General features: G+C 63.1%; 12 protein-coding genes and 2 pseudogenes. 5 read left to right on the top strand and 9 right to left on the bottom strand.

Features of this window, described 5'->3' with window-relative positions:
* Nucleotides 1-76: 76 nt before the first annotated feature.
* The 4 genes from NKH21_RS24850 (at nt 77) to NKH21_RS24835 (ending at nt 4,064) form a co-directional block, all read left to right on the top strand.
* Nucleotides 77-1,459: an FAD-binding oxidoreductase gene (locus NKH21_RS24850; protein ID WP_352663117.1), complete on the top strand. Its 1,383-nt coding sequence runs from the start codon at nt 77-79 to the stop codon at nt 1,457-1,459.
* Between the two features lie 464 nt (nt 1,460-1,923).
* Nucleotides 1,924-2,964 carry a glycosyltransferase family 2 protein gene (locus NKH21_RS24845; RefSeq protein WP_352663366.1) on the top strand — a complete coding sequence of 347 codons (1,041 nt, stop codon included), beginning with the start codon at nt 1,924-1,926 and terminating at the stop codon, nt 2,962-2,964.
* A complete protein-coding gene (locus NKH21_RS24840; RefSeq protein WP_352663120.1) occupies nt 2,939-3,631 on the top strand; it encodes a class I SAM-dependent methyltransferase in 693 nt (230 codons plus the stop codon). The genes NKH21_RS24845 and NKH21_RS24840 overlap by 26 nt, the downstream gene beginning before the upstream one ends.
* Complete coding sequence (locus NKH21_RS24835) at nt 3,624-4,064, top strand: GtrA family protein (protein ID WP_352663123.1); 441 nt, start codon at nt 3,624-3,626, stop codon at nt 4,062-4,064. Before NKH21_RS24840 ends, NKH21_RS24835 begins: the two co-directional genes overlap by 8 nt.
* Here NKH21_RS24835 and NKH21_RS24830 read toward each other — a convergent pair.
* The 3 genes and pseudogenes from NKH21_RS24830 to NKH21_RS24820 all read right to left on the bottom strand — a co-directional run.
* Nucleotides 4,061-4,693: a hypothetical protein gene (locus tag NKH21_RS24830; protein WP_352663126.1), complete on the bottom strand. Its 633-nt coding sequence runs from the start codon at nt 4,691-4,693 to the stop codon at nt 4,061-4,063. The genes NKH21_RS24835 and NKH21_RS24830 overlap by 4 nt on opposite strands.
* Nucleotides 4,680-5,843: a putative hexosyltransferase gene (locus tag NKH21_RS24825; protein WP_352868082.1), complete on the bottom strand. Its 1,164-nt coding sequence runs from the start codon at nt 5,841-5,843 to the stop codon at nt 4,680-4,682. The genes NKH21_RS24830 and NKH21_RS24825 overlap by 14 nt, the downstream gene beginning before the upstream one ends.
* A gap of 100 nt (nt 5,844-5,943) precedes the next feature.
* Nucleotides 5,944-6,021: pseudogene (locus NKH21_RS24820) on the bottom strand (hypothetical protein); the annotation flags it as partial.
* 156 nt (nt 6,022-6,177) lie between these two features.
* Between NKH21_RS24820 and NKH21_RS24815 the strand changes: the two are divergent.
* On the top strand, nt 6,178-6,924 hold the full coding sequence (locus NKH21_RS24815) for a gamma-glutamylcyclotransferase (RefSeq protein ID WP_352868080.1): 747 nt from the start codon (nt 6,178-6,180) through the stop codon (nt 6,922-6,924).
* Here NKH21_RS24815 and NKH21_RS24810 read toward each other — a convergent pair.
* The 6 genes and pseudogenes from NKH21_RS24810 to NKH21_RS24785 all read right to left on the bottom strand — a co-directional run.
* The gene (locus tag NKH21_RS24810) at nt 6,911-8,893 is read right to left on the bottom strand and encodes a glycoside hydrolase family 127 protein (RefSeq protein WP_352868078.1); all 1,983 of its coding nucleotides are present in this window, start codon (nt 8,891-8,893) and stop codon (nt 6,911-6,913) included. The two genes, NKH21_RS24815 and NKH21_RS24810, sit on opposite strands and share 14 nt — an antisense overlap.
* A gap of 27 nt (nt 8,894-8,920) precedes the next feature.
* Nucleotides 8,921-9,778 (bottom strand): carbohydrate ABC transporter permease, encoded by an 858-nt coding sequence (locus tag NKH21_RS24805; RefSeq protein ID WP_352663138.1) that lies wholly within the window; start codon nt 9,776-9,778, stop codon nt 8,921-8,923.
* On the bottom strand, nt 9,778-10,704 hold the full coding sequence (locus tag NKH21_RS24800) for a carbohydrate ABC transporter permease (protein WP_352663141.1): 927 nt from the start codon (nt 10,702-10,704) through the stop codon (nt 9,778-9,780). Before NKH21_RS24800 ends, NKH21_RS24805 begins: the two co-directional genes overlap by 1 nt.
* A 284-nt stretch (nt 10,705-10,988) precedes the next feature.
* The gene (locus tag NKH21_RS24795; RefSeq protein ID WP_352663144.1) at nt 10,989-12,242 is read right to left on the bottom strand and encodes an ABC transporter substrate-binding protein; all 1,254 of its coding nucleotides are present in this window, start codon (nt 12,240-12,242) and stop codon (nt 10,989-10,991) included.
* A 70-nt stretch (nt 12,243-12,312) separates the two neighbouring features.
* Nucleotides 12,313-13,362 (bottom strand): LacI family DNA-binding transcriptional regulator, encoded by a 1,050-nt coding sequence (locus NKH21_RS24790; RefSeq protein ID WP_352663147.1) that lies wholly within the window; start codon nt 13,360-13,362, stop codon nt 12,313-12,315.
* Between the two features lie 209 nt (nt 13,363-13,571).
* A pseudogene (locus NKH21_RS24785) lies at nt 13,572-13,814 on the bottom strand (OmpA family protein); the annotation flags it as partial.

Below are 13,814 nucleotides of genomic sequence, written 5' to 3'. Positions count from 1 at the left end.
TGACATTTGCGGGAACAACGGACGGGACTAGCGTTTCATCAGCCGGCCGACAGGTCCAATAATAGGGAGGAATGTCATGCACGATGAAGACATCACCAAATTCGCAGCAAGCCTGCGGGGCGAAGTCATCCGCGCCGGCGACGCCAGCTATGACGAGGCCCGCAAGCTCTACAACGGCATGATCGACAAGCGGCCGCTGATCATCGCCCGCTGTGTGGACGTCGCAGACGTGATCGCAGCGGTGAATTTCGGCCGCGACAACAATTTGCTGGTTGCGGTACGTGGCGGCGGCCATAACGGACCCGGATTGGGGAGCTGCGACGACGGTCTGGTGATCGACCTGTCGGCGATGAACGGCGTGCGCGTCGATCCGGACGCCCGTACGGCGCGGGTGGGTCCGGGCTGCACCCAGGGCGACCTCGATCACGCCACCCATGCGTTTGGCCTGGCCGTACCGGCGGGCATCATCTCGACCACCGGGGTCGCCGGACTGACGCTGAGCGGCGGCCATGGCTATCTGACGCGCAAATATGGCCTGACCATCGACAATCTGGTCGAGGCCGATGTCGTGCTTGCCGACGGAAGCTTCGTCACCGCCAGCAAGGAGCGGAACCCCAACCTGTTCTGGGCGCTTCGCGGCGGCGGCGGCAATTTCGGCATCGTCACCAGCTTTGTGTTCCAGCTTCACCGGGTCAGCATGGTCTTTGCGGGGCCGATCGCATGGGATCAGCGCCACGCCCGTACCATCATGCAGCATTATCGCGAATTCCTGCCGAACGCGCCCGAAGAACTCGGCATCTTTCTCGGGCTCAAGACCATCCTCTCGAGCGCACCGTTCCCGGAAGAGTTTTGGGGAAAGCGGATGTGTCTGCTGATGTGCTGCTATAACGGCCCGGAGGACAAGGGCAGAGAGGCGCTGGCTCCGCTACTCGATGCGCTCCCCGCGCCTTGGTTCAATTGGATGGGAATGATGCCCTATCCCGCCGTGCAGAGCATGTTCGATGGGCTCTACCCGAAGGGAATGCAGTGGTACTGGCGGGGCGATTTCGTCAAGACGCTGTCCGACGAGGCGATCGACGCCCATCTCGAGCAGGCGGCGAAAACACCGAGCGAGCTATCGCTCATGCATCTCTATCCGATCGACGGCGCGGTCCATCGCGTCGGCAAAGACGAGACACCCTGGAATTACCGCGATGCGACCTGGTCGATGGTCATCGCCGGGATCGATCCGGACCCACAGAAAGCGGGACCGGTGACACGCTGGACCAAGGCCTACTGGGAGGCCGTGCATCCATTCGATCTGGGTGGCGCCTACCTGAACTTCATGATGGATGACGAGGGCGATGCAAGAATCAAGGCGGCATATGGCGATAACTACGAGCGCCTGGCCTCGCTGAAGAAGAAATACGACCCGAACAACCTCTTCCGGGTGAACCAGAACATCCGGCCGGCTGCTTGACGGCGGCCCTCGTCAGGCCGGCAAGTGTTGTATCGTACCGGCCGGCTCGGCCGGTACGATAGGTTGCCGGTCCGGACGCTCGCCGGCCTTGCAAGCGCGATACTCGGCCGGGCTCGGCCACCATGTTCCATGAGCCATGTCTGACATGCAGCAAAAGCGGTCGGCCCGCACGCTCAGGTCACCCGTAGCGCTGCTTCAACCGGCAAGCCCGGGAGTAGGCAAGGCGGTCAAAGGGATATGCCTCAGCGGCTGCTTCCCTTCAGGCCGATTGCGCCGGCAGCCTACCGACAATTCCACGCTTCGATGCGGACGTCCGACGTCACCACGACACCCTTCAGTCCTCCTCGAGCACCATATCCCCTTCAGAATTAGCTAAATTAGCAATTTCTTAAGTGCCTTTGGAACTTTGTAGCTTGCGTTCCATTTTCAACCGCATGCGAGATTCTGTGGTGCAACGGGCTGGAATGACGGTGAACAGGTCACCGCCGCGCTACTCGCTGGTCTTGCCCATATACAATGAAGAACAGGTGCTGCCTCGGCTGATCGAGCGGATCAGTTCGCTTATCCGCCGGCTGGACGGCGAAACGGAGGCCATCTTCGTCGATGACGGAAGCGTCGATGGAAGCGTCGAATACCTTCAAAAAGTGGTCGCCGCCGAGCCGCGCTTTCGGCTGATCGAATTTTCCCGCAATTTCGGCCACCAGGTGGCGATTACCGCCGGTATGGACGCCGCTGCGGGCGATGCCGTCATCGTCATGGATGCCGACCTGCAGGACCCGCCGGAAGTCGTTCTCGATCTGGTGGCTAAGTGGAAGGAAGGCTTTGAGATCGTCTATGCCCGCCGGGTCAAGCGCGACGGCGAATCCTGGTTCAAGGTCTTTACGGCAAGTCTATTCTATCGACTGCTGGAGCAAATGACCTCGGTCGATATTCCGCGCGACGTCGGCGACTTCCGCCTGGTCGGCCGCAAGGCCCTGGAAACCTTCAAGCGTATGCCCGAACATGACCGCTTCGTCAGGGGCATGTTCGGCTGGATGGGCTTCAAGCAGACGGCTGTGCCATTTGAGCGCCACGCGCGAACCCTGGGCCAGACCAAATACCCATTCTGGAAAATGATGCACCTCGCAGTTCACGGCATCGTCAGCTTCTCCGAGAAGCCGTTGCGCCTGGCGCTCTGGGGCGGATTGGCCATTTCCGCGCTTGCAGGGGCCTTCGGCGCCTACGCCGTCTTTGCCTGGTTTTTTGAAACCGGCATCATTGCCGGCTGGACATCAACCGTGGTGATCGTGTCGCTTCTGTGCGGGATTAATCTTTTCATGACCGGCGTGGTCGGACTCTATGTCGGCAGCATCCACGCCGAGGTCAAACGCCGCCCGCTTTATGTGATCGATCGGCTCACCGGCTTCGACGAGCCGATGCGTGCCGCCTCTGGTGAGCGCCGCCGGTCATTTCACAAGTCCAGGAGTGGAGTCCCCGCCAATGGCCGAACTCTTCGACAGCTATGAATCCGAATATGGCGAGGCGGTCGAAGGCTCCATCCGGTTTTCCGGGCTCAGCCACGACTTCTTCCTTGTCGCCAAGGCGGACCTGCTGCGGCGTCTGGTGGTCGAGCGAAAGCTTCGCCAGGGTGGGTCGGCTGTAAGGGCGCTGGATGTCGGCTGCGGCGTCGGTTCGCTCCACCCCTACCTCGACGGCGCTTTCGACAGCCTCGATGGCTGCGACGTGTCGGAGCAATCAATTTTGCGCGCCGGCCAGGACAATCCAGGTGTGACCTACAGGGCCTGCACCACGCCGAGACTGCCCTACGAGGATGGCGCGTTCGATCTGGCTTTCGCCAGTTGCGTCGTCCATCACGTTCCGCCCTCCTCCTGGCTCGATTTCTTCATGGAAATGCGGCGCGTCGTGCGGCCAGGCGGCGTCGCCTGTGTCATCGAGCACAACCCCTACAATCCGATGACGCGCCTTGCGGTGTTTCGGTGCCCTTTCGACCAGGACGCGGTCCTGCTCAACGCGGCGAGAGCAAGGTCTCTTTTTCAGGACACAGGCTTCAGGGACATCCGATCCGAGCATTTCCTGCTGCTGCCATCGGCAAGGCCCTTGGCCAGAAGAGTCGAGCGGGTATTCGCGCCTTTGCCGCTTGGGGCGCAGTATGCGTGCAGTGCGCATGTCTGAGCGCCGTTCGACCAGCAACGCCGGGCTGAGGCTACTGGCGCGTTTCGGGTCGGTCGGCATTGCTGCAACGATCCTGTATGCCGTGATGGCCACCGCTTTGGTAAAATCGCAACGGTTCGACCTCTCGCCGGTCGGTGCCTCGCTCGTAGCTTACACGGTAGCCGCCCTGTTTTCTTACCTCGCGCATAAGTTCGTAACCTTCGCGTCGAGCGGATCGCATCGAACTGAAGCTCCGCGTTTTTTCTTGCTGACGGCGACAGGCTTCGCCGTCGCCTACGCGGCGCCGGCGCTTCTGACGGCCAAACTCGGCCTGCCGCCGATCATTGCCATTCTGGTTACATGCCTGCTTGTTCCAGCGGTCAATCTTCTCATGCTCGACCGCTGGGTTTTTCAGCAGCGAAGACGCATCCAGCAGCGTGATCGCCCGCCCTAACTCGCCTCAATGGGATCGAGCCGTAACGACAACAATTTGATCGAGCGTTTGTAGATGTTGCTGGCGGCCGGAGTTTGCGGAATGCCGTCGAGGTAGTCGAAAGCTATGTCGAGTGTTTTAGCCTCGGCGAGAGTCGCTGGTGGGATGACGAACGAGACCGTTCGCGGCTCTTTGCCGGACAACGTCACCGCATGCACCCGAACGCCATTCACCAAAATCACCACTCTTTGCGTGACCTGTGGCGAGCGAATGACGGCGGCCATTTGCAGCGTGGCCGTCAGGCCGTCGCGGAGCGGCGATATCTTCAGGCGAAGCCGCGAAGTCTCGCCCAGCGAATGGGTGCCGTCGGCAACCGGGCCCGACCAGCCGCAGACCATCATGCCGGCTGTCTTTTTGGCGCCGTCGGACCGGAACGACACCGTCTCGCCAAGTGTGTAGCTGCCGACCGCATCGCGATTGAGACAGGTCGTTGTCCGATCAATGTAGTAGGCGCGGTAATCGGCGTTGACGTTCGGATTGAGAGCAAGCGTAAGGATGACGACCTCGGACCCGGCCAGAACCGCCGCGAGCGCGTAGCCGCCGACGAAGGCGGAGCGCCGATATGGGTCCGGAGTGCTAGACCAGGGCAAGATAGCCCCCGATCCATGCCACGGTCATGAAATAACAGGCGCCCAGGAAGAGAGCCAGAGCCGCAAGAAATGTCAGCTTCGACGCCGACAACAGCATGGCCAGCAACATTGTCAGAGGTGCAAGCCCAACGACGTATCTGACCATTGAGGCCAGGTTCGTGATCAGCGGCAGGATGATGCAACAGGCGCAGAACAACGCAGCGCCATATTGCCTGCGAACCGCCAGAACCGCCGATAGCGCCAGTCCTATGAGTGCGGCGAGCGCGCTCCATTGCGGGGCTGTGGGGAGCCATCCATCCGCCGGAACGGCCGAGAGCCCATCCCATATAAAGGCGAGCGGATTACCCGGCACCCGTCCAAACGCGCGCTGCACGTGCAGGAAGGCAAAGCCGTCGCCGACCGTCAGATAGAGGAACAGGATGTAGGCGAATAGACCGGCCGGCGAGATGAAGATCGCGACAAGCAGATCCGGTCGGCCGAGCAGCCAACGCGGGAACGACAGCGTCGACCCGCCCTTGGCGCGGTAATCCCTGAACATCTGAATGACGGTCGCGAATACAACAAGCACCCCGACAAGCCTGGTTGCCGACAGGAGAGCCGACGATAGTCCCGCGGCCAGATAGCTGGAGCGTTTGAGCGCCAGAAAAACGCACGACGTCAGGAGCACGAAAAGAGGTTCGGTCAGGAAAGTCGTGAAGTGATAGGAGAACGGGCCGCTGAGCAGAAAGGCGCAATACAGCACATAGGCGCGCATGTTCTTCTCGAGCAGCGGCCACGCCACCAGACAGGCGGCATAGCTGCACGCAATCGATGTGATCGATGCGACCAGGATGGTCGGAAAAGGGAAAACAGACCGGATGGCCGCCACCAGCATCGGATAGAGCGGGAAGAAGCCCCAGCGTCCGACATTGCTCTGGCCTGGAATGGGAAAGCGCTCATAGGCGAGTTCGGAAATGTCGACATACCACGCGCAATCCCAGCGGCAGAGCGCCTGGGCGTAGGCCGCGAAGCCTGCCTCCGACGAGACCGAAGTGAATGCGGCATAGCGAATGGCCAGTCCACTGACGACGAACAGCAACGGCACCGCCACGACGGCTACCGCAATAAAGCGGCGACCGGCGTTCGGACGCGCCACAGCTTCGAGCGCCAAAATCTGCCTCCACCCGTTCAAGTGGCCGGCGCCACTCAAAGCTAGATGACGCGCGCCCTGGCGAATTCAAGGCATGCATTGCGGCTCAATTCTGCGATACCTATCCGGCGTCCCCGAGCCAGACCAGCATCTCGCCGGGGTCGTGGTTGTCCCAGGCGAAATACGGCACAGCGGTGACCTTCGCTTCCTAGACCGCCGGCGGTTCGGTGCGGTACAGCCTCCTTCCCGGTTTTCGAATGCCTCCTCTTCGGCAATTGCCGACTGCGCCGGTGTATTCGGCCCTTGAGAATCCTTCAGCCTTCGGCAACATGGCGGCAGGGCTGAGAGCACGAGGATGAGCAAGGTCATTTCCGCCGCATCGCGGCGTCGGTCGGCGCCGCCCAAGTCACCGATGGCGCTGACCGAGGCGCTGGTCGCCCGCACCTTGCGGGCGGTCGAGGACGCCGGGCCGACGCCGGGCATGGTCTACATGACCGATGCCGATTACGCGCGCATTCGCGACGAGGTGCTGGCCGGCGCGCCGGCCGGGCCGGTGAAGCTGTTCGCCTATGGTTCACTGCTGTGGAAGCCGGCCGGCGAGGTCAGCGGTGGCGAACGGGCCGTGGCGACAGGCTGGCACCGTTCGTTCTGTTTTACGGTGCAACGCTTCAGGGGCACGGTCGAGCAGCCCGGCCTGATGATGGCGCTTGACCGCGGCGGCCAATGCCAGGGCATGGTCTTCGAGATCGCCGAGCCGGTGGCGGCCAATCTCGAAACGCTGCTGCGCCGCGAGATGACCATCCTGCCGTCCGTCAACGTGCCGCGCTGGCTGCAGGTCAGGACAAGCGACGGGATGGGCCAAGCGCTTGGTTTCGTTGTCGATCCCGCCAATCCACGCTATGCCGGCAAGCTCGAAAAGCGAGCGATAGCGGCGACCTTGGCCACGGCCGTCGGCCACTGGGGTTCGGGCGCCGAATATCTGTTCGAGACCATTCGCCATCTCGACGCCTGCGGCATCCGCGACCGCAATCTCTGGCAGCTGCAGGAACTTGTGGCCGAGGAGATCGGTCGGGCGCCGCCGTCGGGCTTCATTCGTCCCTGAGCCAGACCAGCATCTCGCCGGGGTCGCGGTTGTCCCAGGCGAAATACGGCACGGCGGTGACTTTCGCTTCCTCGATCGCCGGCGGTTCGGTGCGGTAGAGCCCCTCCTCCCAGTTTTCGAAAGCATCCTTCTTGGCAATCGCCGAAAGTGTCACGACGCCGCCCAGAAGGTTCGGCTGCTGATGCGCCTCGATGTCGGCCGTTCGCGGCAGAGCGATGCGATGCAGCTGGCTGGAATTGTCGGTCTCCTCGACGCAATAGATCAGCGGACCCCGCGCCAGCGCGACGCGGCCGATATCCTGCCGCACCTGCGGGTTGGCGTAGAGGCGATCGACGGCCATTTCGAGATCGAGCTCGACGCGGTCGCCCTTGCGCCATTCGCGGCGGATCGCGGCATAGCCGTCGCTGCTGATGGCAGCCAGATCGACATCTGCGCCGTTGACCTTGAGCGCTGCCTTGCGGCACCAGCCCGGCATGCGCAGATGCAAGGTGAACTCGGTCGGAGCTTCCGGTTCGACGGAGATCGAGACCGCGCCGTCCCACGGATAATTGCTGGTCTGGGTGAGCTCTATTTGCGTGCCCGCAATATCGAAACGAGCCGTGCCGTTTCCATAGAGATGGACGGCGAGTGCGTCGTCCGACAGGCCATAGAAATAGCTGCCGATCGAGGCGACCATGCGCCCGACATTTGGCGGGCAGCACGGGCAGCGATGCCATTTCCAGCGGTGGTGGGCGCCGCGGCTTTCGAGCGGGTTCTCGTAGAAGAACAGCGAGCCGTCGAGCGACAGGCCGGAGATCGAGCCGTTGTAGAGCGCCCGCTCCATGATGTCGGCGTAGCGCGCATTGGGACCCATGCCGAGCATGCGGCTTGCCCAGAACACCAGGCCGACCGAAGCGCAGGTCTCGGCGTAGGCGGTGTCGTTGGGCAGGTCGTAGTCGGCAGTAAAACCTTCATTGTGCGCCGACGGCCCGAGGCCGCCGGTGACATAGAGGTTCTTCGTCATGAGGTCGTCCCACAGCCGGTCGAGCGCCACCCGCAGCGTGTCGTCGCCATATTCGGTGGCGATGTCAGCCATGCCCGCATAGAGATACATCGCCCGCACCGCGTGACCGACGACCTTGTCCTGCTCTCGCACCGGCTTGTGCGACTGGTTATATTCGTAGGTCTTGAAATGATAGGCCTTGGGGTCGGCGCCGCGGGCGCGCGCCTCCTCGTCGAAATAGTGCGGCTGCTGGCCGCGCTGATCGATGAAATATCTGGCAAGCTCCATGTATTTGCGCTCGCCGGTCACCCGCGCCAGCTTGACCAGCGCCAGCTCGATCTCCTCATGGCCGCAATAGCCCTTCTTCTTGCCGGGCTCGGGACCGAACGTCTCGGCGATATGGTCGACATAACGGCACATGATGTCGAGCAGCTTGCGTTTGCCGGTGGCCTGGTAGTAAGCGACGGCGCCTTCGATCAGGTGGCCGGCGCAATAGAGCTCGTGGCAATCGCGCAGATTGGTCCAGCGCAGGCCGGGCTGGATGCGCTGGTACCAGCTCGACAGATAGCCGTCGGGCTGCTGCAGCCTGCCGTACATGTCGATGACGGCATCGATTTTCTTTTCGAGCTCGTCGTTGCGCCGGCGGTAGAGCGAATAGGCGGCGGTCTCGATGGTCTTGCCCCAATCGGAGTCCCAGAACATCTGAGTGGTCACCGTCGATCCGGTGAACTCGTTGCCGGCGGTGGCGGCCTCGTCCGGCGAGGGTGAGTGGAACGGAATGACGACGCCGGGCGACGGTCGGTCCGGGTCGATCTGCTCGAGCATGCACGCCTCGACGCAGCGATCGTAGAGGATGCCGGCGGTTTTTGAGGCGACGGCATCGACGCGGTCGCCCCAGAAGCCGCGCACGTCGACCTGCGGCACCGGCAGCGGGCGGAAGGCGAGTTTCGGCTTGGCGCCCTGACTGGCGGATTGCGATGCGGTCATCAATTTACTCCGTTCGATTTCTTGTGGTCACTTCACGGCCCCTGCCATGAGGCCGCGGATGTAGAAGCGCTGCAGAGCCAAGAAGAGCACCAGGCACGGCACCATCATCACGGTGACGCCGGCCTGCACCGCGCCCCAGTCGATGGCGCCGAAGCGGCCGGACTGCAGCGCGGTCATCATGATCGGCAGCGTGAATTTGGACTGGTCGGTCATCAGCACCAGGGCCGCCAGAAACTCGTTCCAGGCGCCGAGGAAGGCGAACAGCGCGATGGTGACGATGCCCGGCCAGACCAGCGGCAGCATCACTCTGAGCAGCATGGTGACATTGTTGGCGCCGTCCATGCGCGCGGCCTCCTCGATCTCGCGCGGCACCGCGTCGAAGGCGTTGCGCATCATGAAGATCGAGAACGGCAGCTGCAGCGTGACGTAGACGCAGACCAGCCCGGTCAGTGTGTTGTGCAGGCCGATTTTTGTCAGCACCAGGAAGATCGGCGTCAGGATCGACTGGAACGGGATCATGATCGTCGACAGGATGACGACGAAGAGCAGGTTCTTCAGCGGAAAGCGGAAGCGCGAGAAACCGTAGCCGGCGAGCACGCTGACGATTACCGACAGCACCACCGTCATCACCGAGACATAGATGCTGTTTTGCGCCGGCAGCCACAGGCCATCGCCGAAGGTGTTGAGCGTGGCGTAGTTCTCGAGCGAGATGCCGCTGGTCGGCCAGGGCGGCAGCGGCGGCTGGCGCGCCTCCTGCGCCGGCTTGAAGGCCGAAAGCACCGTCCAGGCGATCGGCGCCAGGAACAATATCGACGCGATGATGCCGGTCGCGTGCTCGGCGATCTGCATGCCGATGCGGCGTTTGCGGCTCCTTGCCTGCGCCATCAGTCGACCCCCTCGTGCTGGCGCAGCAGCCGCAGTTGGATGAGGCTGAGCGCCACCAGGATGACCAGCAGCACCATCGATAGGGCGGCGCCATAGCCGAGCTTGAACGACACGAAGGACTGGTTGAAGATCCAGTAGACGGCGGTCAGCGTCTGGTTGCGCGGGCCGCCGCGCAGGATGATGTAGAACTGGTCGAAGGCGAGGATCGAGCCGGCGACCGACAGGATCAGCGCCAGCGCCAGCGTGCGGCGCATCAGCGGCAAGGTAATCGCCCGGAACCGCGCGAATGGCCCTGCCCCGTCGATCATCGCCGCCTCCTGCAGGTCGGGCGGGATCGATTGCAGGCCCGTCATCAGGATGATCATGGTGAAGCCCGCCACCTTCCACACCACCATGGCGATGATCGACCAGAAGGCCGGCTGGAAGGTCGCCAGCAGGTTGAATTTCTTCTCGGTCAGGCCAAGCTCGAAGGCGGCCGGGCTGAACAGGCCGGAATCGACGTTGAGCAGCCACGACCACAAAAGGCTGGCCGAGGCAAAACCGATGACCGCCGGCATGAAGAAGGACGTGCGGTAGAAGCCGGTCAGCTGCCGCGGCCTTTCGATGAACAGCGCCAGCGGAAAGGCGACGGCAAAGATCGCGATCGTCACCACCACGGTGTAATAGCCGGTGAACTTCAGCGCGTTCCAGAAGCGGGTATCGCGCAGGATCGCCCAGTAATTGTCGAGGCCGATGAAACTATGCGCGCCCATCAGCGGCCAGTTGTGCAGCGACATCCATGCGGTCATGCAAAGCGGCACGATGAAGAAGACGACAACAAGGGCAACGGCCGGCGCGACATAGAGCAGGCCGATCCACTGCCGGCGCCCGGCGCCGACCAGTTTGCGGGGGCGTGCCGGGGCGGAGATTGCTGTGATGGTGGTCATGCGGGTCTTCCATTAGTGGGACGTCCCCCTCCCCTTGAGGGGAGGGTCCGGCCGAAGGCCGGGGGTGGGGTCCTCTGCGACGTGCGCCGACGTTTTCTTTCTGTCGGCGCGTTTCACTGAGGACCCCACCCGGACCTTCGGTCCGACCTCCCCTTAAGGGGAGGTGGAGTGCTGCGGGTGGGGTCGCCTGCGAAGTGCGCCAACAGAAAAGAACGTCGAGCACTGCCGCAACGACCCCACCCGGACCTGCGGTCCGACCTCCCCTCGAGGGGGAGGTGGGCGCTTTACTTCTGCGGCGCCGAATCGATGATCGACTGCATGGTCTCCTGCGCGTTGGCGATGGCGCCGTCGACGTCTTCACCGAAGAAGACCTCGTTCATCATCTGGTTCCACGGCCCGTTGGCCGAGTTGATCAGATCGTTGAACACCACCGAATAGGGCGTGCGGCCCTTGGACATGGCTTCGGCGGCGACCTTGTAGCGCGGGTCGAGGTCCTTCAGCGCCTCATTGGCGATGTCGCCGCGCACCGGCAGACTGCCGTACTTCGCCAGGATGGTCTGGCCTTCGAGCGAATAGGCGAAGTCGAGGAACTCCTTCACCACCGCGACCTTGGTGGTGCCCTTGGTGACGACGAAATTGTCACCGCCGGCAAACGACGACCAGCCGCCATCCTTGCCGGGCAGGAAGGTGATGCCGTAGTCGATATCGGGATATTGCGTGTTGAGCGCGCCGATGGCGAAGGCGCCGGACGGCGAGATGCCGATATTGCCGGTGGCGAAGGCGGCAAAGAAGTTGGAGCCGGTGTCGGTCTGCGCGCCTGATGGCACCAGGTCCTTCTTGACCATCGAACGGTAGAGGTCGATGGCGCCGCGCATCTGCGGCGTATCCAGCGTCGCCTTGGAGCCGTCCTCGGTCAGGATATCGCCGCCCGAGGCCCAGATCAGCGGCGTGAACGTGAAGATGTTGCAGCCGCCGCAATTGCCGGAGAAGTAGAAGCCCTTGATGTCGCCGCCGAGCGCGTTGACCTTTTCGGCGTCGGCTTCGATCTCGGCCCAGTTGGTCGGGCCTTTTTCCGGATCGAGGCCGGCCTGCTTGAACAGCTTCTTGTTCCAGATCAGCACCGAGCTATCGGCCGAGAACGGCAGCCCGTAGATGCGGCCCTTATAGGTGCCGGTCTTGACATGCGCCGGCGACAGGCTGGCGAAATAAGGCAACGATTTCGCCCAGTCGGTGATGTCTTCGAGCTGGCCGGCGGCGGCGAAGGACGGCGTGTAGATCAGGTCGAGCGAGAGCGCATCGGGCGCGGTGCCGCCGGCGGCGGCTGCGCCGTATTTCGGGATGATCTCGGCATTGGGGATGATGTCGAGCTTGATCTGGTTCTGATGCCCCTTGTTGAAGGCATCGACAATGCGCGGCATGAAGTTCGAGCCGTCGGCGCGAACCCAGATGTTGGCGGTGTCGGCGGCGGCCGAGCCGGCTGTTGCCAGCGTGCCCAGAATGCTCGCGGCGATGGCGAGCCCGGTAATGGTGGTTCTCATGCTTCTCCTCCACATGGTTTTAATTCAGCCGCGCCCCCAAGCGGGTGACTATCGACACGGCCCGTTTCGTTCAGCCGTCCGGCGGACGGCCGCATGACTGACGCACCACCAGCCGGCACGGCAGTTTTCTGATGCCCGGCAAAGCGGGTTCGCCGCCGACGAGCGAAAGCAAGGCAAGGCCGGCCTCGCGGCCGAGCGCGGCCAGGTTCATGTCGACCGAGGTCAGCGGCGGCCGGGTCGCCTCGGCCACGATCTGCCAATTGTCGAAGCCGATGACGCCGACCTCGTCCGGCACGCCGATACCGCGCTCACGCAAGGCATCGATGACGCCGCGCGCGATCTGGTCGTTACCGCAAAACACCGCATCGGGCTTTTCGCGCGTGCCGTCGTCGCCGTCGAACAGTTTTCTGACCGCCTCGTGGCCCCAGGCCTCCGACCACGGGCCGAGCAGCGGTTCCATGACCGGCAGGCCGTTTTCGGCCAGCACCTCGCGATAGGCTTCGGCCCGCGCATGCACCACGGCAAAGCTCGCGGGACCGCTGACATGGGCGATGCGCCGGCGTCCAAGCCGGCAAAAATGCTCGACCGCCAGCCGCGCCCCGCCGGCATCGTCAGAGACAAAAGCGATGGCATTGGGATCGGGCTCGGTGAAGGCGTAGATCGCCGGAATGCCGAGATTGGCGAGGTCGACCGGCAGGTGGCGGTCGATGCGCTTGCCAGTGGCGATGATGCCGTCGACGCGCTTGTCGAGCATGGCATCGACATGCAGCTGGGCAAGGCGCGGGTCGTCCTCGACATTGCACAAAAACACCGAGACGCCGGCATCGACCAGCGCATCGGAAACGCCGGCCATCAGCGGCAGCGAAAAGCGGCCATAGGTGTCGTTGGTCAACAGCCCGACGGTAAAGGAGCGCCGCCTGAGCAGGCTCTGCGCCAGGCTGTTCGGGCGAAAGCCAAGCCGCTGCGCCGTCTCGCGAATCCGGGTTCGCGTCTCGGCCGTCATCCGCCCCTGCCCGTTCAGCGCTTTCGACGCCGTGGCAACGCTGACGCCAGCAATGGCTGCCACCTCACGGAGAGTGACGGGCTGCTTGACAGGCGTTGGCTGCGCATCGGACGCCATGATTTGGATATCGATCCTCCCCATTGAGAAAAGCTTTTCTCTTATGGCCCTGCGGAGTGCTGATTGGTGAGGTCAGCAGCTACGAGGGCGGTTGGGAAAAGGTTTTCTCAGGGAGATTAGGACGAAGGATGTGGGGATTGCAAGGGGGGAATGGCCGTTCAGCGGGCACCGCGATCGAATAATCGCGGTGCCGCAGTCTACCCGTACGGCTAGCAACTCTCAGTCTGCGGATCGCACGCCTTGTTTTTCTGTTTCTGTGGCTTGGCCGCCTGTTCCGGCTCGGCGGGCTGCTCCTTGGCCTTCGGCTTTTCAGGCTTGGCCGCCTGTTCCGGCTCGACTTGCTGCTGCTCGGCGGCGGGCTGCTTCCTGGTCTTCGGCTTCTCAGGCTTGGCCGCCTGCTCGGGCTCGGCCTGCTGCTCGGCGGCGGGCTGCTTCTTGGACTTCGGCTTCTC

Origin of the sequence: Mesorhizobium sp. M1329, from assembly GCF_040318035.1 — a bacterium.
Lineage (GTDB): Bacteria > Pseudomonadota > Alphaproteobacteria > Rhizobiales > Rhizobiaceae > Mesorhizobium.
The sequence above is the reverse complement of the archived record's forward strand: the minus strand, read 5'-3'. Positions and strand labels throughout refer to the sequence as shown.

What these genes read in the sequence shown, in the direction of transcription:
- NKH21_RS24850 (WP_352663117.1), top strand. Translation starts at nt 77, where the DNA reads ATGCACGATGAAGACATCACCAAATTCGCAGCAAGCCTGCGGGGCGAA.
- NKH21_RS24845 (WP_352663366.1), top strand. Translation starts at nt 1,924, where the DNA reads ATGACGGTGAACAGGTCACCGCCGCGCTACTCGCTGGTCTTGCCCATA.
- NKH21_RS24840 (WP_352663120.1), top strand. Translation starts at nt 2,939, where the DNA reads ATGGCCGAACTCTTCGACAGCTATGAATCCGAATATGGCGAGGCGGTC.
- NKH21_RS24835 (WP_352663123.1), top strand. Translation starts at nt 3,624, where the DNA reads ATGTCTGAGCGCCGTTCGACCAGCAACGCCGGGCTGAGGCTACTGGCG.
- NKH21_RS24815 (WP_352868080.1), top strand. Translation starts at nt 6,178, where the DNA reads ATGAGCAAGGTCATTTCCGCCGCATCGCGGCGTCGGTCGGCGCCGCCC.
- NKH21_RS24810 (WP_352868078.1), bottom strand. Translation starts at nt 8,893, where the DNA reads ATGACCGCATCGCAATCCGCCAGTCAGGGCGCCAAGCCGAAACTCGCC.
- NKH21_RS24805 (WP_352663138.1), bottom strand. Translation starts at nt 9,778, where the DNA reads ATGGCGCAGGCAAGGAGCCGCAAACGCCGCATCGGCATGCAGATCGCC.
- NKH21_RS24800 (WP_352663141.1), bottom strand. Translation starts at nt 10,704, where the DNA reads ATGACCACCATCACAGCAATCTCCGCCCCGGCACGCCCCCGCAAACTG.
- NKH21_RS24795 (WP_352663144.1), bottom strand. Translation starts at nt 12,242, where the DNA reads ATGAGAACCACCATTACCGGGCTCGCCATCGCCGCGAGCATTCTGGGC.
- NKH21_RS24790 (WP_352663147.1), bottom strand. Translation starts at nt 13,362, where the DNA reads ATGGCGTCCGATGCGCAGCCAACGCCTGTCAAGCAGCCCGTCACTCTC.